Origin of the sequence: Terriglobus albidus (genome assembly GCF_025685425.1) — a bacterium.
GTDB classification, from domain to species: Bacteria; Acidobacteriota; Terriglobia; order Terriglobales; family Acidobacteriaceae; genus Terriglobus; species Terriglobus albidus.
In genome coordinates, this window is record NZ_JAGTAS010000051.1 from 1 (window position 1) to 22,314 (window position 22,314).

General features: G+C 58.4%; 13 protein-coding genes. 6 read left to right on the top strand and 7 right to left on the bottom strand.

All coding sequences use genetic code 11. The annotated features are described in order from the left end of the window. On the top strand, positions 1-249 hold a 249-nt coding region (locus tag OHL21_RS10450), incomplete at its 5' end, for a hypothetical protein (protein ID WP_263417213.1). Positions 250-342: 93 nt separating this feature from the next. On the opposite strand, the gene OHL21_RS10455 is transcribed toward OHL21_RS10450, so the two are convergent. The 4 genes from OHL21_RS10455 to OHL21_RS10470 form a co-directional block, all read right to left on the bottom strand. After that, positions 343-1,635 carry a GRP family sugar transporter gene (locus OHL21_RS10455; protein ID WP_263417214.1) on the bottom strand — a complete coding sequence of 431 codons (1,293 nt, stop codon included), beginning with the start codon at positions 1,633-1,635 and terminating at the stop codon, positions 343-345. 215 nt (positions 1,636-1,850) lie between these two features. Further along, on the bottom strand, positions 1,851-3,416 hold the full coding sequence (locus OHL21_RS10460; protein WP_263417215.1) for a hypothetical protein: 1,566 nt from the start codon (positions 3,414-3,416) through the stop codon (positions 1,851-1,853). Between the two features lie 83 nt (positions 3,417-3,499). After that, entirely contained in the window at positions 3,500-6,865 is a 3,366-nt protein-coding gene (locus OHL21_RS10465) for a TonB-dependent receptor (RefSeq protein ID WP_263417216.1), read from the bottom strand. Positions 6,866-7,534: 669 nt separating this feature from the next. Beyond that, positions 7,535-8,857: a hypothetical protein gene (locus tag OHL21_RS10470; RefSeq protein ID WP_263417217.1), complete on the bottom strand. Its 1,323-nt coding sequence runs from the start codon at positions 8,855-8,857 to the stop codon at positions 7,535-7,537. A gap of 183 nt (positions 8,858-9,040) precedes the next feature. Between OHL21_RS10470 and OHL21_RS10475 the strand changes: the two genes are divergently transcribed. Further along, complete coding sequence (locus OHL21_RS10475) at positions 9,041-10,216, top strand: acyltransferase family protein (protein WP_263417218.1); 1,176 nt, start codon at positions 9,041-9,043, stop codon at positions 10,214-10,216. Between the two features lie 320 nt (positions 10,217-10,536). Here the strand turns inward: OHL21_RS10475 and OHL21_RS10480 are convergent, their stop codons facing one another. Together OHL21_RS10480 and OHL21_RS10485 are read right to left on the bottom strand one after the other, a co-directional pair. Next, on the bottom strand, positions 10,537-11,088 hold the full coding sequence (locus OHL21_RS10480) for a hypothetical protein (protein WP_263417219.1): 552 nt from the start codon (positions 11,086-11,088) through the stop codon (positions 10,537-10,539). Positions 11,089-11,132: 44 nt separating this feature from the next. Beyond that, complete coding sequence (locus OHL21_RS10485) at positions 11,133-11,642, bottom strand: DinB family protein (protein WP_263417220.1); 510 nt, start codon at positions 11,640-11,642, stop codon at positions 11,133-11,135. A gap of 277 nt (positions 11,643-11,919) precedes the next feature. Between OHL21_RS10485 and OHL21_RS10490 the strand changes: the two genes are divergently transcribed. Continuing rightward, positions 11,920-12,627: a TetR/AcrR family transcriptional regulator gene (locus tag OHL21_RS10490; protein ID WP_263417221.1), complete on the top strand. Its 708-nt coding sequence runs from the start codon at positions 11,920-11,922 to the stop codon at positions 12,625-12,627. Continuing rightward, positions 12,624-15,203, top strand: a complete 2,580-nt coding sequence (locus tag OHL21_RS10495; RefSeq protein WP_263417222.1) for a sugar-binding domain-containing protein — start codon at positions 12,624-12,626, stop codon at positions 15,201-15,203. Before OHL21_RS10490 ends, OHL21_RS10495 begins: the two co-directional genes overlap by 4 nt. A gap of 337 nt (positions 15,204-15,540) precedes the next feature. Here OHL21_RS10495 and OHL21_RS10500 read toward each other — a convergent pair whose 3' ends face one another. Next, the gene (locus OHL21_RS10500) at positions 15,541-17,883 is read right to left on the bottom strand and encodes a choice-of-anchor D domain-containing protein (RefSeq protein ID WP_263417223.1); all 2,343 of its coding nucleotides are present in this window, start codon (positions 17,881-17,883) and stop codon (positions 15,541-15,543) included. A 342-nt stretch (positions 17,884-18,225) separates the two neighbouring features. On the opposite strand from OHL21_RS10500, the gene OHL21_RS10505 reads away from it, so the two are divergent. Further along, positions 18,226-21,348: a response regulator gene (locus tag OHL21_RS10505; RefSeq protein WP_263417224.1), complete on the top strand. Its 3,123-nt coding sequence runs from the start codon at positions 18,226-18,228 to the stop codon at positions 21,346-21,348. Next, the gene (locus OHL21_RS10510; protein WP_263417225.1) at positions 21,345-22,304 is read left to right on the top strand and encodes a GGDEF domain-containing response regulator; all 960 of its coding nucleotides are present in this window, start codon (positions 21,345-21,347) and stop codon (positions 22,302-22,304) included. Before OHL21_RS10505 ends, OHL21_RS10510 begins: the two co-directional genes overlap by 4 nt. Positions 22,305-22,314: the final 10 nt, after the last annotated feature.

A 22,314-nucleotide genomic window follows, 5' to 3' on the forward strand; every position in this document is an offset into this window, starting at 1 on the left:
CCCAAGCTGCAACTGGATCTGAATCGTTACTCGTTCAAAATCATCCAGCTGACTGTAGCTGCAACCCATCCAACACCCCCAAACTTAGAGATGTTGCACTTAGATTTTGATTCCAATCAGATTTCTCCGCTTCGCTACGAAATGACAAAAGAAAAATGCGGGAGAATATTGAACTTTGATGTGACCTCAGCGGCTGAAGCCGCTCTCGTCACGAGGCCTTCTTCGGCACGGCTGAAGCCGTGCCCTTAAACAAAGCATTCGCACCTGCGGTGCGAAACGGGGTCGATCGCCAAGGCGGAAACTTCGGGTCCCCAGCGAACATTCACTAGGGACCCGTTTCCTTCACGTCTTCGACAACCTACGCAGTGCAACCAGGCCCGCGACTGCGGATGCGATCAGCAGACATACCAAGATCCCGGTCCACTCCAGGTTCATTGCAAGCTGCGGCACTCTGGCCTTCCATCCGAGATAAATGAAGACACTCACCGCAGCAGCGATGATCGCGTAGTCCCACCACTTTCGCGGCGTCGTGCGATCAATCTCCGGAGTGGCATAATCTCGCAGCACCTCAGAGATGTCGAGATTGTAGCGGTCGCACTCGCGTTGCAGGGCATCGTTCATCGAGATATGCTCGCGCTGCGTCGCGACCGCGCTGCTGATCGCAATGGCTCCGCCGATCATGATCAACGACCCGGTAATGACCATCACCCGCTGGCCGGAGGTGGCGTTCGCCAACTCGCCAAAGACCAATGCTCCCCAGGCCAGGCCCCACAACTGGTTCGTGTTGGAGAGGGGAATGCCGCGGCCAATGCCCAGATACTTGGTCGCGAACTGCTGGAAGATATCGCCGATCACCCAGACGAAGCCGCCGAGGAAGAGCCAAAAGAGCAGGTGGCTCAAGCCTTCCTTATGGAAGATCGGCGCCTGCGCTCCGCCATCGAAGTACCATACCAGCGCAAAGACTGTGCCCAGCTCACCGAAGGTAAACGCCGTGACGAATGACAGCGGATTCATGCCGCTGATGTATGCCTTGCGGTAAGGGATATACATCGTTCCCCACAGCAGGCTGGCTCCGAGCGCCGCCAGGATACCCTGCACAGCGCGATGGCCGTGCCCGTTATCGCCATGCATGGTGCTGAAGCCAAGCAGCGTCGCCGCCGAGACGATAGCGATGGTGCCCACCACCACCTTAAGAATGTTCGACCGGCTGGCGTTATTCAGCTCTCCAAAGAGCAGGCGTCCCCAAAGGAGACCGATCAGTGAGTTCGTATTCCAGAGAGGAAAGGCGATCGTCAGTCCCACATCGCGGATGGCAAAGACCGTCAGCGTGTTGGCAACAGCCCACAGCATGCCGGCGAGCAGCGCCCAGAGGATCAGGTACTTCTTCCGCATCAGGTCCTTGGTGACCTGGCTTGTGCCTTTCAGCAGCGTGGGAACGGTCCATCGCGCGGCAAAGACGCCCGAGACCATGCAGAGCGACACCGCAAACGGTGACAGTCCGGCGTTGACGAGTTTCGTCGGAGCCTCCGCCGCGCCCAGCCAGACGCCGGCACTAAGACCGCAGATCACACCAGCCCAATGCAGACGGCTGGCTTCTTCCAGAGCATGTGGTTTGTCGAGAGATGCCATCGGCATAATACTTTTCTCAATTAGTGAAGTTGAATCAGCAGAATGATCCCAAGGCAAAGAACGATCAACGGGATCAGGAAATGAATATCGGTAAGGATGGCTTTCGCGGTTCGCATCAAGGGCATTCGTTTGGTTCCTTCCAACAATCTGTACAGAACTCCTGCACAGTCAACGGCACAGGAAGACCGGCGACGATGCCGGTACGGGCTCTGCTTTCGGCATCATTCCACTGGCTTGATATTGAGTCTCAGGTGGCTCAAACCGGAATAGACCAGATCCACCGAATCTGCTCCGTCGTCGATACTAAACCCGGAAGCATCCGTCACGATACCTACTTGTAAACCCGGCAGTTTCCAAGCCTCGGCCTTGAGCTGATCCTTGAGCTGATTTTTGAGCTGCCCCTTCTTCAGACCGGCCACATGAACCCGCAGACGAATGGCGCCTTTCGTGTCGATATCCAGGCCGTTCTCGTCGGCGCTGGCATCGACCAGCGGGCACGCCACCAGTTGCACCCATCCAATCTCACCGGCGGGTGTACGCCAGTGAACCGTCGCGGGATGGAACTGTGAACTCGGCCCACCAGCGTCCTTCGTCTTCGAGGTCAGCTCTCCGCCGACGAGCACTCGATCACCGATCCACGCCGTCGCGGTCCGCTCCCCGCTGATGTTCTGGCGAATGGCATGGGATCCAGCGAAATGCTGCATCTTTGCCAGCGCATCCGATGGGATCGCCGTTCCCAGAATGGCGATATGCGAAGCAAACCAGATATCCGCCAGGTGATCGGTCGTCGCGGAGATCGGCGGCAGGGGAGCGGTAGCGGCATCGAGAACAGTCCTCATCCACACACCCACTACGCTGACGTAATGCGTCATATCCATGCCGTAGGCGCGATCGAAGGGACCGCTCAGGTTTCTCAGGTCAGGCTGATAGTAGTTGGCAAGCTCACGCCACAAACTGGCTTCCATCGCCCCGCCCATCTCACGCATATGTGCTGAGGAGCCATAATCGCGCCACAGCGCCAGGCCATAGATATCGACACCGCTGTAGGTCGGTGAGTTGTACTCCGGAAAGGTTCCGTACTTCTCGAACAGACGATACACCGCTTCGTTCCAGGCAACTGACTTCTTCTTCCACGCCGCGTTGTGATCGTGAATGGCTGCGAAATCCCAGAGGAAGCCATACATCAGCGCGATATTGGTATACGCCGGAATTAGCCGCCCCTCACGCATCTCGCCGTCGATGGCCAGATCGATCGCTTTATACATCCGTTGCCGCAACTCAGCGGGGATACGATCCGGATACTCAATCAGGATCATCGCAAAGGTCGTCCCGATAAAGACACGCCAGTTCGGGTCATAGTCACGCCACAGCTCGCTCTTGCTGGGCGGCATCGGCTCCGCGGGAGTTCGCTTATAAGTCCCGTACCAGGGGACATTCGGATCGGTGTACTGCTGCTTCAGCACGGCATCCAGGATCTTTGCGGCGCGTTCGCGGTCGCCGGGCTGGTCACGAAAGAGCAGACCTAAGGCGTACCAGCTCGACTCGCGAACCATGTATCTGCGGCCCTCGCCCTGAGTTCCGTGCGTAGCACCTCCGGACGGACTCTTAACGAGAGAGACTGCCGGGTCATAGAAGTACTCATTCCAATGCATCGACTCCTGGAAGAGCTCACCGGTATTTCGATTGAGAGAAACGGGAGAGACATGCCGGGCATGTGGTGGTTGGTCCTGCCCATAGAGAAACGACGTTGCTCCACAAAGCGCCATCACTGCGATAAGCTTGCGCACCACAAACACCTCCATGCATTCGTACGGGCGATGTCCTCATAAGAGAACACCGCCCGGTAAGAACTCAACCTCTAATTTGTTTTTTAGAAGTTGAATTTAGCCGCGAACTCCACCGTACGCTGTTGGTACGTGGGCGTGCTGCTCGTGGATGTAATGGACCCAATCGTGGACGTGTTGCTGATGTTCGCGTTGGGAGTTCCAAAGTTGGGATGGTTGAAGACATTGAAAGAATCGGCACGCAATTGCACGCGATACCGCTCCTTGAAGACGATGTTCTTCTGCAGATTGATATCCCAGTTCTGATACCGGGGTCCCCGCAGCATGTTATAGCCGGAGTTACCGTAAGCTCCACCGGGAATGCCGTTTGCATCCGTCGGTGCAGTAAAGGCCGCTGGATTGAACCACTGTGTTTTGTTTTTCGTTGTGGGATACAGAGAGGCGCCTGCAACCCGGCTGGCACGGCCGCTGACCAGATTCGTCCACTTGTTGCCGTTGCCATCGGTGTAGGAGCCCGGAGCCGTATAGGTGACCGAGAAGGGCTGGCCCGTCTGGAAGACCGAGATGCCGGAGACCTGCCATCCGCTCACGATCTTATCCACGACATTGCCGGCCGTTCCCAGGAACGCCTTCCCTTTGCCGAACGGCAGCAGGTAGGAGTAGTTGACCGTCAGCGCCTGCGGCGTAATACCGCCGACGTTGCCGTAGGAGTCGTTCGGCGTCGCACCGGATGGATTCTGCAGATTCTCCGTACCGATCACGCGCGTCCACTGATACTCAGCGCCGAAGGAGACGCCGTTGTGATACTGACGATGAGCGCCGACCTGCAGCGCGTTCATCGTGCTGTGGAAGATAGGAGCCATGTTCAAGCTGATGGTCGAGAACGGCTGTACCAGGTTCAGGCTCTGCGCCGTCACCGAACCGTTCTTGATCAACACCGGCTTCGACGGAAGGTTAATATTCGGAGCGTAGTTACCCGATCCGCCATAGTTGTTCTGCTTCAGGTTGTGCTGCCCCGCGTAGCCAACGCGGACCGTCCAGTTGCCGGCGAACTGATGCTCCAGCGCGAGGTTGTATTGCTCGGTGTAAGGCGTCGTCGTTGAGGCCTGCGCCAGTACCGAGGGATTGGCCGCAAAGCTTCCGGTTCCGGAGAACGCATTCGACATTGAGAACGACGGCGTGGAACCCGAAGAGTTGTTGAAGGTCTGCGAGCCCGAGAATGGCAGGTTAGCGAACGGCGCCGTGGTGACATAGGAAGCCGGCAGCAGGTTGTAGTAGATACCGAAGGCGCCGCGCAGTACCGTGTTCGGCTTTACCTCATACGCAAAACCAAGACGCGGAGCGAAGTTCTTCTTGTTCTGCCCTAGATAGCTGAAGACATTGTTGGGCAGATTGGCGGTGCTCGATAGCGTGATCGGAATAGAGCTCAGGAAGCTGGGAATCGCCGCCGACGGATACGAATTGCCGAAGACCACCACCTGCTTCAGGTTAGGAATATAAAGAGCGGTGTTGCGATAGAGGTTGTCGCTGAACAACTGCAGGTCATAACGCAGGCCGGCATTGATAGTGAGGTTGCGCAGGATCTTCCAGTCGTCCTGGATATAAGCCGCGTACTGGGCGGAGATATCGCGCTTCACATAGTCGTTCGGCACCGGCTTGACTGCCGTTACCGGATAGCCCAGCAGGAAGTCCGCAAAGGCGTTGCCGGAGTACTGGCCCGTGAAACGGAACGAGCCGCGCTGCGGACTGGTCGCGGAGATGTTCCAGTGGTTGTCATACAGATACGAGAAACCGGTCTTAATGGTGTGATTTCCCGCGATCTTGGTCAGCGACGTTCCGATCTGGCCAACCTGCTCCAGGTCCTTCGATCCGGACTCCCCAACATTCGCGATGTTCGTGATCGTGATCTGCGGAGCACCCTGAATCAGACCGGTTCCCAGTCCAGGAATAATGCTGGAGAAGTCGGTCTTATAGTTCTGCGGCGTGCGATAGATCGGTAGATGGAAGAACGAACCATAAGTATCGAGCAGCAGATTGGGAGAGAACACGTGCGTCCATCCCAGGATGATATTCATGTTGTGCTCGCCGTCCTGTGCGTTACCGCCCTGCAGGCTGGTCGTACCGTTCGTCGGGCTGGGGCCGTAGAAGGCGCGCAGGAAGGTGAAGCGGAGCTGATCGTTGGCGGTGAGCTGATGATCGAGCCGAACCGAAACGCGGCTCGCGGTAGAGGTCGTCTGCACCTGCTCGTAAGTATTGACGCCCGTACCGGAAGTCGTCGGATTCGGATAGAGAAGGCTCAGCAGCTTCAGAGAAACAGCATTCTGATTCGCCGTCGGAATGGTCTTGTTGGCAAAGGCCGTTCCGGTCGATGGGTTCGTGATGTTGCCGGAGAACTCCGTGAAGATACCCTGCCGCATCAGCGCCGTCGGCTGCTGCGTGTTGTCAGCGTACGACTGCGTCAGGCGAAAGCCCTCATAGGCCACGAAGAAGAAGCTCTTGTTGCGGCCGTTATAAACATGAGGAATCAGGATCGGGCCCGAGAGGTTGGCGCCGAACTCATTGCGCTGGTACGGCGGCCGCGGATTCGCTCCGCTGAAGTACGCCTTGGCGCCCATGCCCTTGGAACGGTTGTACTCGAGCGCGCCGCCATGGAACTGGTTGGTTCCGCTGGCCGAAACAACAATCAGAGCAGCGGGCTGGCCGAACTCGGCAGGCGCACCATTGGAGAGCACCTTGAACTGTGAGATGGCATCGAGCGACGGTACCTCAGGTTCGGCGCGCTGCAGCGTCACCTCCTGATTGGTAACGCCGTCCAGAGTGGAGGTGAGTCCACCGTAGGAGCTACGAGAGCCGGTGCCGGCTGCAAAGGTAATACCTCGGGTCGCAAGCTGATCCTGCGCTCCCACACCCTGAATACCAGGCGCAAGCGAGATCAGGCCCATCAGGCCAAGGCGGCCATTGAGCGGCGTGTTCTGAATCGCCTGGCTCTCCACCACAGTTCCGATCGAAGAGTCCTGCGTCTGGATGGTGTTGCCGGCGCCGGTCACCTCGACCGTCTGCGTGACCTCACCGTTGGGAAGAACAGGATTGAGCTGAATCGTCTGGTCGATCACCAGCGTGATTCCTACCTGACGGAAGGTCTGGAATCCCGCGTGGTCCACCTGAACGGTGTAATGCCCCGGAGGAAGCTGGGTGACGGTGAAGCTTCCAGTATCAGAGGTGGTAACTTTGCGGACAGTGTTGGTCTCTGTCTGCGTAATGGTTACGGTTGCCTGGGTGATGGTGGCTCCGGTAGCGTCTGTTACGTTTCCGGCGATCGTTCCGGTAATACCTTGCGCAAGCAAACGCTCTCCACTCAGAAATGCCAGACTCAACACAAAACACAGACTCAACGGGGCGAGTGCCTTGCGTCCGAGAATCCGCTTAATTGGATTTATCTTTCTTTCGTTCATTTATTACGGCCTCCATGTCTGCCGCAAACTACAGCAGACGAGTGTCGGGAGTATCGAAGGTGCAAAAATGATTGGCAAAGTATTTAACTGTGATAGCCCGGTTTCACCGTGAATACCACCGCAAGCCAGTCAATTTAAAGTGCTTACGTTCCACGTGAAGTTCAGGAAAGCACCGTTTTCATCGGAGAGCTGAAAAAGCAGGCTTGAAGCTTCTTTGTATTTCTCCCGCCTCTAAATCTCCTGCGCGCAGCGCAACGATTCGGACCGAAGGTGCGAATCGTCTTGCTTAAAGGGGCGGCTTCCAGCCGTCCCATACCTCGCTGACGAAAGATCGCGGCTTCAGCCCCTGAGGAGGCTATGTATTTGGTCGAAACAGATTCCGCTTACGCTGGGAGTGACAAGAAGGAAGCTTCAAGTGGATGAATCTGACCTCAGCGGCTGAAGCCACCCCTTTCAGCCCCTGCTACGGGACGACTGAAAGCCGTCTCCTTAAGCACGACATTCGCGCGTAGCGCGAACAGACCGGAGCGACCAAGTTTTGTCCACTCTCAGAAGGTCTCGTCATCGATGTAGTCATCGCTGAACGCGGCGAAGGAGCTGAGTTTCGGCGGCGGCAAAAACTCTTCACGATTCATGCCGCGAACCTTTAGAGACAGGACACTCGCTTTTCTACAGAACGTGATAGCAGACGACACTGCGCTGATAGGAATTACCGTTCAGATTCTGCGCCGAAAGCAGGATCTCAAAGTGAGGCAACGCTCCACCCTTATCCAGCGTGTGAAGGAAGGTAATAAACCGGGGACTCAGAAGAAACTCCGCGGCTGTTTCTGTCCCGGCCTTGCTGGTTCCACCAATCAGAAGCGAAGAGCTTTCCCCATCCAGGCTCGGAAGGTAGGAGATCACGCCATAGGCCAGGTGGTCGGCGCTGTCGGCGGCCTCATCGTAACGTGCCTGCTCACCCTTTCCGGGATTGCGGTTCTCCACCAGGTTGGTATGGGTTTTCGAATCGTAGCCCACACGGAAGCGCCCGGCGGAGGAGAAGAGATCGACCCATGGGTTCGCACGTGTACTGCCAATTAAGACGACGTTGTTCTGTTTTAGCTCGCTTACGCTGACATCCCGCGCAAAACGAACCTGCGTCTTGCTGTGGTCAACCTCTGGCAGACGCTCCAGGGCAGAGACCAACCTCAGGTCCACCACGTTCGTATATTGACTCGTCAGCAACTGGTTCCAGATCCGGCTCGTTTCCGGCGGGGGAACTGTGCTGCGGTACTTCCGGTTCATGTAGTCCGACAACGTAATCTCGTTGCCGATAAGCTCATCCATGAGCACCAGGCTGCTATCGGCCGGAACAAGAATGGTCGTCCGGTTCGAATCGAAGATGCTGGCCCAGAAGCGTACCTCCACCGGAACTCCGGTGTGCCGATGCTCCTCTCCCCGTAGCCACCAGCCGATGCCCAGTGCCAGACACACGACTACGCCGACACTCGCCGCGACATACACCCAGAAATGCGATTTCTTCGAGGGAACGTCCGCCGAATCCCCATTGCCGACGGGTGACGGGGGATGGTCGGTCGAAGAAGGAACCAGGGGGACTGAAATGCTAACCGTCTCCTGTACCGCTCCTGGGGCAAGCTCCCGATAGTGAAACTCGGGCACATAGCTTCCCTTGGGAATCGTCAGGATGATGGGCTCGTCCTTACCCTCAGTCGCGAAGTACTCCTGCAGGCGAATCCGCAGGAAGCGTGCCTGGGAGCGGACGATGGAGTCCTCTCCCATGTGGTAGCCCTCGTTCCGGCCGAAGACCTCCGTACCGATACGCTGCTCGTTGATCGAGTCAGCCTTACCCATCTGCTGCTGCTCGCAGATGAACTGGAGGAAGGTCGCGAGCTTGCGCGACTTGCGAAAGAGCGCCGAAGAGAGGATACGGGAGACAAGAAGCCGCTGCTGTTCTATCGATGGAGGGTCGGCAACAGGCTTCGCGGTAGACATACCTACTCCCCTCAATGCCTTCTTCACTCGCAATTCACTGTGAAATCAGCGGACATCCGTGAAAGCGTTTGGCCAAAGGCAGGAGGCGACAGATACATTGTAACGAGATTGACGGATGCTGGCGACGCTTTGTGTACATTGCACGGCATGGTCCGTTACAGAACCCTGTCGGAAGAGTTACGGATGACGCTTTCCTCCTCGATACCCCGTCCCGAAGTCAGCAACGAAGGCCAGGCGCCCTCCTCCTCCCCCCGGCTCACCTCCCTCGATGTCCTGCGCGGACTCACTATCGCCCTGATGATCATGGTGAACACCAGCGGTGACGGAGCTCATACCTTCCCCTTCCTCTCCCATGCCGCCTGGAACGGCTGCACCCTGGCCGACGTCGTCTTTCCCTGCTTTTTGTTCATGGTGGGCATCTCCATCGTCTTCTCCCTCCGCGGCAAACTGCGAAAGGGCGTCCCGTCATCGACCATCATCCTGCAGGCTGCGAAGCGTACGCTGGTCCTGTTTGCCATCGGGCTGGCCGTAAGCTCCTTCCCCCACTACACCTGGCACACCTTCCGGGTCTTCGGTGTGCTGCAACGGATCGCCATCTGCTTCTTCGTTGCCACCCTCCTCTACCTCAAGGCGAAACCAAGGACGCTGGTCGTCGTGACCGTCTCGATCCTGCTCGGATATTGGATCCTGCTGCGCTGGGTTCCCGTACCCGGCTTCGGCATGCCGGGCGTCGATGTGCCGTTCCTCGATCCGGTCGGCAACTTCCCGGCATGGCTGGATCGCCACCTATTGCCGGCCAGCCATCTTTACCGCATAGGCTTCTATGACCCGGAGGGCCTGCTCAGCTCCGTTCCCTCGCTCGCCACCGCCCTGCTCGGAGTTCTGACCGGCATCTGGATCACCCGCCACGGAGTTACCTCCGCCACGGCGCGCGGCCTGCTGACCGCCTCTGTCTCCCTTCTGACACTGAGCGGCCTGTGGAGCATCTGGTTCCCGCTGAACAAGCGACTTTGGACCAGCTCGTTCGTGCTCTTCAACGCCGGTCTCAGCCTGCTGGTCCTGTGGCTTTTCTTCCGGATCATCGACCTTCGCCCGGGGAAAAAGCGCTTCATCGAACCGGCATTGGTCTTCGGCACCAACTCCCTGGCGGTGTACGCCTTCTCCGAGTTCTTCGCCGGCACCCTGGATGCCATCCGCCTGCCCAGCCACCGGACCGTCCAACAGTGGCTCTTCCATCCGCTGACTCTGGTCTTCCCGAACCTCTATATCGCCGCGCTGGCTTATGCCCTTCTGTTTGTCGGCGTCTGCTATCTGCCCATGCTGGCGCTCTACCGGAAGCGGATCTTCATCAAGATCTAAGTGCGAGTCACCATCCTGGGTGCCCATCCATGGCGAAGCCATGGGTGGGATGTGTTCGAGCGGCAGCTCGAATAGGTTTGGTCCTCGAATAGGTTTTGGATGGGTATTCCGGAAGGAGTGTGAAGCGGCGTTTTGGTTGCGGAAAAACATCCATAGATGCGGAAGCCTACTCTACACCTAGAGCATTTTCCCTGTTGTTGGGTATCCCGGAAAAGGAGTGCAGCGGCGTTTTCATTGCGGAAAACGCCCATAGATGTGGATGCTCTGGGTTACACCTACAGGGAAAAATGCTCTAAAGCCCTTCCATGGAACCGGTCGTTTCACGGGCCTGAAGGCCCATGCTCCCTCCACCCCGCCTTCTCCAGTCGGCGCTTCGCATGCCTGGCGCGCGCTTTCATCGCGGGCGTACCTTCACGCAGAGCTCGTTCAATCATCTCCTCAGCAATCGCGCGCAGCGACCGTTCTTCATCCGCCAGCAATCCAATCCCCTCTACGGCCGAGCAGCGCGTCACATTGCTCTCCTCCTCGAAAAGCAGTTCCATCAGCCTCGCCGCACGGAGCCTCTGCTCGCGCGTATGCGCCGTGCGTGCCACGACGAGACCCAGATGCCATCGCGTCCTAGATTCCTCCATCGGCACTTCAGCCAGCAGCCCGGCAAGCTCATCGGCAAACGGCCATAGCGCTTTGGCGTCGTTCTCCGTAACGCGGCGCGCAACGTCAGCCGCCCGCTTCCGTAGTTCCACCTCGCCGAACATTGCGCCTACAAGCAACCGCAACGCACGACGGTCCGCCTCAATAGCACGAGCAGTTGCCCGAGCACGCTCAAGCCCCCATCGGCCGGCGTCCAGATTCAGTAGTCGAGGAGCAGTCAATTTCCTACGCGCCCTCACCATCTCCGCAACCTGCGTCGATGCCGCTAAAACCTTTCATCCGCCGAAGGCCCATAGATCGCCGGCACCGCCGCTTCATTCAGCCGCAGATACACCGTCAGTTGGCCACGATGATGCGCCCAGTGCATCAACATGCCACTCAAAATATTGATGTAGCGGGGCTCCTCGGTAATCAACTGGCCGTGCGCCTTCAGCTGCCAGTTCGTCATTAAGTGCTCGTCCGTCGTCCCTTCGAGCGCCGCCACGGCCTTCTTCATGCTCTCGTCGAAAAGCGTCACCAGCTCCGCGTTCTTCGTCCACACGAACGGCTTCGGCCTCTGTGCCGGATCGACTGGTGCGTAATCAATCCCAGGCTGATTAACCATCATGTCGATCCACCCCGGCATCGACGCCACCAGTGACGCCAGGTACCCCAGCTTCATCGACTTCTCATGCGGAGCCCAGTCATTCTTCCCCTCAGGCACGCGCTCCAATGTCTTGCGCGTTGAAGCCTCTTCGCGCTTCAATGCTTCCAGCAACAGACTCTTTGTCGTCATCGGCTCATTCTCCTTTTACACAACGAAGATGAGCCTACCGCCATCCTGCTGACACCATCCTGTCAGCAGCGCAAATTTTATAGATGCGGAGCAACGTACTTCGCCATAAAGTCCGCAAACCCGTGCCATGCGGGGCATGCCAATGGGAACTGCGAACGCTCCTACAACAAACACCGACTGGAAAGTTCTGCTTGCCTCTTTTTATCCTTCTCTTATAAATTCGTATCCCTACCTCAAATTCGAAATACCATTTCGAATTTAAGGTATTCGACAGACGATGCAGAAGAAGGCAAAAGCCCGCACCTACCACGCTCATCGCGAGCGTCAGCGCCGCCGGATTCTGGATGCGGCACAGTCCCTGTTTATTGAGCAAGGCATCGAACGGGTCACCATGGCCGAGATCACACTGTCCAGCGGTCTGCAGCCTTCGACCATGTATCAGTACTTCTCCAGCAAGGACGACATCGCTTGGGAGCTCATCAGCGAATTGCTGGCAGCGACGGCTACGCGGGTAAAGCAGCGCATCGAAGGCGCGCCCAATGCACTCGCCGTCATCACTGCGTTTCTGGAGTTCATGGCCGACGAGCTCTCCGGCAACCAGGCAGCGGTTCGCTTTCTGGCGGAGTTCGATGCCAGATATGCGCATGACTGGCCGGTGGAACGGCTGCTCACTCTTGAGTCGCAGATCGATCCCCAGCCATTCCGGTTCTTCACGGATCTCATTCGTAGCGGGATCGCCGACGGCTCCCTGCGCGCCGACCTCGATCCGGAGCTGACGATGCACGCGGTGATGAACGCAGTCATCGGAGCGCAGCGCAGACTGGCTTCGCTCGGCAGAAAAGTCGAGGTCGAGTACGGGCAACCGGTCGATCGACTGTTTCGCGAGACCCTGCGTATTCTCCTGCTCGGTCTACGGGCCCCGGAAGCCTCAACCATAAAGTCCTCGAATACACGGAAACGCACCGCCAGAAAGAGGTCATCATGAATCGCCTGTCCTGCCGCCAGATCGGTCTCGCCGCCATACTTGCTGTCCTCGTTCCCGCGGCAGCCGCTGTAACTTCAAAGACACCGCGTCAGGATCTCGCTGCCGATGCAGGCTGGAAGTTCCAGCTCGGCGATGCCGCCGGCGCAGAGAACCCCTCCTTTGCCGATTCGTCCTGGCGCACCGTCGATCTGCCCCATGACTGGAGCATCGAGAGCAGGCCAAACAAGGACAACCCCAGCGGTACAGGCGGCGGCTTCTTTCCCAACGGCATCGGCTGGTATCGCAAGACCTTCACCGCGCCTCGCGAATGGAGCGGCAAACGCGTGACAGTTCAGTTCGACGGTGTCTACCGCGATGCCACGGTGTACCTGAACGGCCATAAGCTGGGAACACATCCCTACGGCTACACCTCCTTCACCTTTGATCTCACGCCCGATCTCAAGCTCTCTGGCACAAACGTGCTGGCCGTGCGAGTCGACAACTCGGCGGAGCCGAACAGCCGCTGGTACAGCGGATCGGGCATCTACCGGCATGTTCACGTCATCGTGACCGACTTGACGCATGTGGCGCACTGGGGTGTCTTCGTCACGACACCGGAGGTCTCGGCCACCTCTGCCAAAGTCTCCATCAAAACGCGCGTCGCGAATGAATCGTCCGCCGCCGGAGTCACCGTCGAGACCATATTGCTCGACAAAGCCAACAAAACCGTTGGCACAGGCCACTCCAACCTGAACCTTGCCTCCGGGCAAGAAGACGAGACAGCGCAGGAGATTGCCGTCGCCAACCCCGGCTTATGGACGCCCGAGACACCCGCGCTGTACCGGGCCATCTCCACGATTCGCAAGGACGGCAAGATCGTCGATCAGGTCACGACCTCTTTCGGCATCCGCTCCCTCACATGGTCGGCAGAGAAGGGCCTGCTGCTGAACGGTAAATCCATCAAGCTCACCGGTGGCAGCGTGCATCATGACAACGGGCCGCTGGGTGCGGCAGCCTTCGATCGTGCCGAGGAACGCAGGGTTCAACTCATGAAGGCTGCGGGCATGAACGCGGTGCGCACCGCCCACAACCCTCCCTCGCCTGCGTTTCTCGATGCGTGCGATCGTCTCGGCCTCCTGGTGCTGGATGAGCCGTTCGACGTGTGGCAGGCGCACAAGGTCAAGTTCGACTATGGCAGCAACTTCGATGAGTGGTGGAAGCGGGACATCTCATCGATGGTGCTTCGTGACCGCAATCATCCCTCGATCGTGATCTGGGGCATCGGCAATGAGATTCCCGAGCTCGAAGTGGATCGAGGCGCTCCGCTCGCCAAACAGCTTGCGGAGCAGGTACGGGCGCTCGATAACACCCGGCCGCTTACGCTTGCATTTCCCGGAACAACCACCATGCCCACGGCACAGGCTGTCTTCTCACAGCTCGACATCACCGGCTACAACTACAACCTGATCCCTACCTATGCCAAGGACCATGAGCGATTGCCTTCACGCCTGATGCTGACCACTGAGTCGTGGCCGGCGAAGGCTTTTCCGCTATGGGCGATCACGCACGACAATCCCTACGTTCTCGGTGACCTCACATGGACGGCCATGGACTACCTTGGCGAATCCGGCATCGGCGCATGGCAGTATGGGACAACGGAGCAGGCCAAGGCGGCAGACCAGGCGGGGAACATGATGGCGAATACCGGCATGGTCGATCAACTCTTCGCCGGAATGGCGAAGGGTGTGGACGTGATGGCCGAGATGGCCAAAGGAGGTTCCTCCGACCCAATGGCAAAGGCGGCTATGGAGCTGTTCTTCCACCCATACCCATGGCACGCCGCGGTCTGCGGCGATCTTGACCTGACCGGCTTCCGCAAGCCGCAGTCCTACTATCGCGACATCCTTTGGAACGGCGGCGATCATGTCTACGCTACCGTCCGCCTGCCCGAACCGGAAGGCAAAAAGATCATCGCCATCATGTGGGCCACCTATCCCACACTTCCCACATGGAGCTGGCCGGGCCAGGACGGCAAGGAGATGCAGGTCGAGGTCTACTCCGGCGCGGAGAAGGTGCGGCTGTACCTGAACGACAAACTGATCGGAGAAAAACCGACAGGCCGCGAGCAGGAGTTCAAGGCTGTCTTCTCCGTACCCTATGCCCCGGGCACATTGAAAGCGGTGGGCGTGCGGGGCGGCCGCGAGGTCGCCCAAAGCATCCTTACTACGGCGGGCAATGCGACGAAGCTGCGGCTCACGGCAGACCGGACCGTACTGCAGGCCGACGGCGAAGATCTCTCGTTTGTGACCGTAGAAGCGGTGGACGATCAGGGCCGTTTCCAACCCCGCGCAGAACAGGAAGTCGAGTTCTCTATCAGCGGCCCCGGGACGATCGCGGCTGTCGGAAACGGAGACGGACAGGACGCGGACTCCTATCACGCTGAACGGAGAAAGCTGTACCAGGGCCGCGCCCTGGTGGTAATTCGCACTTCCAGAAAAGCAGGAGCCATCAAACTGACCGCCACAAGTATGGGACTCACCGATAGCACTGCAATGATTGAAGCAAAGGCGGCTCCGTCGCAGGCGGAGCTGCAATAGAAGTTCGTGCACCCATGCTTTGGGTGCCTCATGTCCCCTTAGGGACATGGGTTGTTCGAGCGAAGCACGAATAGGTGAGAGCCGTGGACTTTCAGCCCACGGTCTAGCGGTTCAACAAGTAAATGGGCTTCAGCCCTGGGCCTTTTTCTTGTTAGACAGAGAACGCCCAGGGCTATAAAGCCCATTTACTTTACCGCTTTATCAGCGGGCTGAAGCCCGCTGACCACCCCAGCCAGCAAAGCTGGCCGGGGACCCGGCTGCTTCCATCCGGTTTCAGCCATGTTCCACGGTCTATTCAGTGAATAATTCGTCGATATCTATTCACTCGGCCCGCTACTTACTTAGCACTAACGTGCAGACTGTAAGTTGCCGTATGGGTCAGGAAGCCATCCGTCACGGTCACGGTATAGCTATAGTCTCCCGGAGCGGTATAGGTGGCATTCGCCGCAGGCGCTTTTCCGCTACAACCGGCCGCTCCCAAACTGAGCGTCGCCAGTACAACCAGCATCAACGAAACCCGTACAACCTGTCCCGCGCGGCGGCGGCAGACCAGAAGCAGCAGTCCTGACCCAAACCCAACAAGCCAGAGATACCTGCCTCCGCCAAAACCGCCATATCCAATGACCTGATAGTGCGATGTCGTCTTAATCGTGAGCTGCGCTGTCGTTGCGGCGGTTGGGATAAACGTTGCTTTCGATGAGCTGCAGGTCGAACCAGTCACCGAATCCGTGCAACTCAACGTAACGGGATTGGCAAATCCACCCATTGGGGTCACCGTCGCAACCGTGGAGCTATCGATCCCCGCGATGGTCGAACCGCTGGCCGGAGCCAGCGACAGCGTAAAATCCACGCCCGTGCCGCTTAGTGCCGCAGTCAGCCCGGAGTAAACAGGAGCCGTCGACGCGGAAGCCCATGTGCCGGTACGGCTCCCCGTCCCGGTGGGACGAAAGGTAATCGTGACCAGGCAGCTTGCTCCCCCCGGAATCGAAGTACCGCAGTTGGAGGTTGCGGCAAAATCACCGGTCACGGCAAACGCTGGAGTCGGAATGGCTCCCGAAGCGAGGTTCGTAATCGTGATGGCCTGTGTTGCCGAGGCGCCGACGTCCAGGCTGCCAAAGGTCAGCGACGTGGGCGCAGAGGTCAGGCCCGGCACGCCTGTGCCGGTCAGTGTGGCCGACAATGCCTTACCGCTGGACTTCACCGACAACGTTCCCGTAGCAGCGCCGAGGACAGTTGGCGTAAAGGTCACGGCGATCTGGCAGGAAGCCCCGGAGGCGACATTGGTGCAGTTGATCGGATTGGCGGCGAAATCACCGGTCACGGTTGCAGAGGTCACTGTGCTGTTAAAGCTGGAATTATTGGTCCACGTGAAGTACTTCGTAGCGCTGGTAAAGCCGACCGGTTCGTCGCCGAAGTCATACGAGGATGGATCGAGCGTCGGGGACCCTCCATCGCTGGTCAGCGAAAACAGTGAATACTCCAGCAGCTTCTCCTGCGGTGTCATTGGAGTGTTAGGACACTCGTTCGGGAAGATCACATTCTGATTCGGGATCGTCGGATTCTCGACGTGATACTCATCAAACAGCACACGGCCACACTGATTGCTGCTGCTGATCGGTGTATCGAAGGTAAACTGCATCACCGGATTGCTAAGGGCCGTATTATTCAGGGTCAACCATGTCTTGGTGGGTGGATTTACGGTCGTAAAGTCAAACCTCAGGGTGGAGATATTCATCTGCCCCAGCGTCGTGGACGCGCCTACAAGCTGTAACCATTGGGCCAGCGTCTGCCCCCCGCCGAAGGTCTGGTTTACGGTGGCCGTGCCGTTGTCGGCCGGTGGATAGTGGCCAAGACTCCAGTTCACCACGCCGTCAAAAGGTGGATTGTGATACATCCACACATAGCTGTAGTGGCTTGCATACACACGCCCGCCCGAATTGACGAAGTTCTGGAAAGCAGCCAGCTGGGCTGAATTTCTGGTATTGAGATTCGTTCCTTGACAAGGCAACATCAGTACGTCATAGGCGTTTAAGGTGGAAGAACTGACGTCGAGCGCCGTCTCATTGGGAGTGGCGGTACTGGCACGGGCTCCAGGGTTCACGCTGGCCGAATAGAAGTTAATATGTCCAGCCCCGGACGGATCCGTAAACTCCGAATCCTTAATTCCTACCTTCCGCAGAACACACTCTACGGAGTCAGCAGCGCCAGTCACGATGGCGATCTTCGGAATATCGCCTTCCGTGTGATCTTTGGGCATGCTTGCGTCAAAGCTGGTGTCGGCGCATGCCGTTGTGCCCGGCACCGTCAACTGACGGCGCCAGCGTCCGGAGACGATGACCAGAGGGAGGTTCGCGCCGACGGGAACATTCGTCAACGTGAACGAGCCATCCACATCCGACACGGTTCCCACCAGTGGAGACCCGGAGGGCGGCGTGCCCACCACGGGACACGAGACACCTGCGGTAAAGGGGTCGACCGGCGCGTTGGGGATATACACCGTCACATTCGGCAGGGGATCGGTGCCGTTGGGGGCATAGATCTTCCCGCTGATGGAGGTTGTCTGTCCGGACGGACAGGTCACCTGCTGCAGGCAGAGGCCGGTGCAGGTCGACGGGCTTTGGGCATGGCTCCAAAGTGTCGCAATAGACAAAAGCAGGGCAGGAACAACGCGACGGTGCATAGCTCAGGTGAAGAATTACCCTTGAGGCTACGTACGCCCGGTGCCTTACAGCAAGCAAAATTATCGTCAACGTGAGATTTCACTTGCTATCCGTCCCGATCTCCGCAGGCGGACTGATAGATTTCCGCCAGGCCTCTCCGGATCACCCGGACGAGTGCCGTGTTGGGAATGGATGCAGAGAAGTCCCTTCGAATGGTTCCCCGAAGAAGCACAGCTGCATATAGCATGGGAATCGCAACCCCCTCCCCTCGCCAGCGTCTGCCCCGCGGGCGGTTGTTTTAGTTAGTTGAGAGTCCTGCTGTTTTCAACGTGCGGGAGAGGTGTAAGAGGAAACATCCCCAAATGAATATGTCGGCAGTTGTATCCGGTCACTATGACCCGAGTCTGGTCGTCCTCTCTGTATTTATCGCGATTCTCTCCGCCGGGGCCGCATTAGATCTCTCCGGACGTGTCAGCTCTTCACGGGGCACAGTACGCCAGATCTGGCTTCTGGGCGGCGCCATCGCCATGGGAACCGGCATCTGGGCCATGCACTACATCGGTATGCTGGCCTTCACCCTGCCCTTCAGAGTGCTGTATGACTGGCCCCTGGTCACGCTTTCCTGGACGGCTGCGGTTGTTGCCTCGTGGATCGCACTCTTCATCGTCAGCAGGGACAAGATCGGCGTACTGCGCGTTGCCATCGGCAGCGCTCTGATGGGAAGCGGCATCGCCTCCATGCATTACATCGGCATGGAGGCCATGCGTATGCCGGCCATGTGCCACTATCACCTGGGTCTGCTCGCGCTTTCCGTTGTCATCGCAATCGTCATCGCCTGTGTCGCCATCTGTATGGGCTACTTTTTTCGCGGCGCCACGGCCAGCGGCTGGAGATGGCGCAAGGTTCTCACTGCTATTGTCATGGGCGGGGCTATTCCGGTCATGCACTACACCGGCATGGCGGCTGCCAGATTTATGCCCATCCCCATGAGAGAGGTTGATCTCCGTCATGCCATCAACATCTCCGATCTCGGGGTACTGACCATTACCCTGACTGCCGTCTTGCTGCTTGGCCTGGTCTTCCTGACCGCAACCGTAGACCGCCGGTTTGCCCAGCAAGCGTTGCAGCTGCAGAGCAGCGAACAACGATATCGTCTGATCGTCGAATCTGCATTCGATGCTTTCCTCGAGATTGATCCGAACGAAACGATTACCGACTGGAACGAACAGGCACAGCGCACCTTCGGTTGGACCCGCGAAGAAGCACTGGGCAAGACCATCGGCGATCTCATCGTTCACGACGACCACAGGACCGGAGCTTTGCGCGAACTTCTGGCCGAACGGGAGCAACGCGGTATCCAGGCGCGCCTCGAAGTAAGCGCCCGTCATCGCGATGGACATATCTTTCCGGCCGAGATGACGCTCTCAGAGATCACATGGGGCGACTCGAAGCTGGTTGCAGCTTTTGTTCGCGACGATACCGAGAGAAAGCAGGTCGAGCGGGAACGCGAAGCCGCCAAGGCACAGGCAGAGGCTGCCAACCGCGCCAAGAGTGAGTTCCTCGCCAACATGAGTCACGAGATCCGTACTCCGCTGAACGGCGTCATCGGTATGACCGAACTCGCGCTCGAGACGGAGCTCACCGGCGAACAACGCGAATATCTTGAGACGGTCAAACTCTCCGCCGATGCCCTTCTGCACGTCATCAACGACATTCTCGATTTCTCGAAGATCGAAGCAGGCAAGGTCGACCTGGAAGAGATCGACTTCGATCTGCGTGAATGCATGGAAGGCGCTCTCAAGACGCTCGCTCTCCGTGCCGACGAAAAGGGCCTCGAACTGCTGTGCGATGTGGATGCCAACGCTCCTGAAAGCGTCCATGGCGACCCTGGCAGACTGCGGCAGATCCTGATTAACCTTCTCGGCAACGCCGTCAAGTTCACCCATGAGGGCGAAGTCTCACTCCACGTTGAGGCTCTCGGTGCGGATGAGGACCATGTCCGCCTGCACTTCACCGTTACGGATACCGGCATTGGAATTGCTCCTGAGAAACAGCAGGCCATCTTCGAGAGCTTTACCCAGGCGGATACCTCCACCACGCGAGAGTACGGCGGCACCGGCCTTGGCCTGACGATCTCACGCCGCCTTACCCGCATGATGGGTGGCGATATGTGGGTTGAGAGCGAAGCGGGGATGGGCTCCAGGTTCCACTTCCGCATTGTGCTGCGTCTGGCGAAAGACCTTCCGCAGGCGCCCGCCGTCCCTGTCACAGACGATCGGCTGCCTCCAGCCCGCACTCTCGTCGTCGACGACAACCGCACCAACCGCCGCATTCTGGAAGGAATGCTGCTGCGGTGGGGCATGCAGCCGCACTCCGCTGCCAGCGGCGAAGAGGCGCTGCGCTTGATCGAGGAAGCGAACCGGAACCAGCGTCCCTATGAGCTTCTGCTGACCGATATGCATATGCCGAAAATGGACGGTTTTGACCTTGCGCAACGGCTGCAGTTGGACCCCGGCCACGCAGCCACCATCATGATGTTGAGCTCCGGCGGGCAGAAAGGCGACGCAGTTCGTTGCGAACAACTCGGCATCTCGGCGTATCTGTTGAAGCCCATTCGCCAGAGCGAGTTGCGCGCCGCCATCGCGCGCGTGTTACATGATGGTATCCGCGGAAAGGAGACACAGGTGATTACCCGCACTTCGCTGCTGGAAGAGCTGGATCCCGCCCGCAGTCTGGATATCCTGCTGGCGGAGGACAACCAGGTTAACCAGATGCTGGCGACACGTCTGCTGCAGAAGCGCGGTCATCGGGTTGTAGTTGTCGGTAACGGCCGCGAAGCCCTGACAACTCTGAGCCATAGGAAGTTCGACCTGGTGCTGATGGACGTACAGATGCCTGAGATGGATGGCCTGGAGGCGACCCGCGAGCTTCGCCGGCGTGAGGACGGAACCGGCGCACATCAGACCGTCATCGCCATGACCGCGCTTGTTATGAAGGGCGACAAAGAGCGCTGTCTTGAGGCCGGCATGGACAGCTATCTCTCCAAGCCGTTACGCCAGCAGGAGCTCGATGAAGTTCTGGATAATTTTTTCTCCGCCCGTGATGTCGAAACAGAGGACGGTGCGTCGAGCGTGTCTCCAGCCTCTGTGCATGAAGATGAGCTGATGGAACGTATCGATAATGATCGTGCCTTTCTGGCCGAACTTCTGGCCATCTTCCGTGATACATGGCCGGGCCAGCTCGCCGCCGTCAGAAGCGCTCTCGCCCTGAGCGATCGTGAAGAGGTAAAGCGTACCGGGCACGCCCTCAAGAGCGCGCTTGGTAACCTTTCCGCGATGCAGGCTTATCACTTTGCGTCCGGCATCGAAACCGCCGGCGGAGCAGGAGACATGGCGCGCGCAACGGTAATGACCGATCAACTTGAAGCCGAGCTGCCACGTGTAGAGATTGCGCTCGAAGGAATGTGCCAGGAGGCAGCACGTTGAGAATTCTGGTCGCTGATGACGACGCGGTATCGCGTCGCCTGATGGAAAAGATTCTGACACAGAGCGGCTACGAGGTGATGACCGTAGCCGATGGCCGCGGTGCGCTCGATGCCCTCACACAGAAAGATGGACCTCGCATGGCACTTCTGGACTGGATGATGCCCGGCTTCGACGGCCCCGAGGTCTGCCGTCAGATTCGCGCCCGCCAGGAAGCGTCGTATGTCTACCTGACCCTGCTTACCTCGCGTCAGAACCGCACCGATGTTATTCAGGGTCTGGAAGCGGGCGCGGATGATTACCTCATAAAACCATGCAACCCGGAAGAACTAAAGGCCCGCCTGCGCACCGGTCTGCGGATTCTTACGCTCGAGGACAAACTCGTCGAAGCCCGGGAAGAGATGCGCATACGTGCCACGCACGATGCCCTGACCGGCTTGCTGAACCGTGGGGCAGTCTTGAACCTCATGAAAGTTGAAATGGCCCGCTGCCGGCGCGAGCGCACGCCGCTCTCTATCCTTCTTTGCGATGTCGACCATTTCAAACAGGTGAACGACGTCTATGGCCACCTGGTAGGCGATCAGGTCCTTCGCGAACTTGCCGAGCGCCTCAAACAGGCCGTCCGTCCATTTGACGGAGTGGGCCGCTACGGCGGCGAGGAGTTTGTTCTGGTTCTGGGCGGCTGCGGAAGCGAACAGCTTCATCACCGTTCCAGCGACATACTGAATGCCGTGCGGTCGAAGCCGATTGAGACCTCGGCCGGCCCGCTGCACATCACCATCAGCGCCGGGGCATTCACCATGGACAGTCTGGGATGGAGCGGCGATGTGGAGTTCCCTCTGGGCCGTGCCGACAGCGCTCTTTATCGCGCGAAAGTGAACGGACGCAACTGCGTCCAATTTGCCGATCATTTGTCGACAAATGATAGTGAACACGTAGGCCTTCCGACTGTATCCTGATACGCGGAGG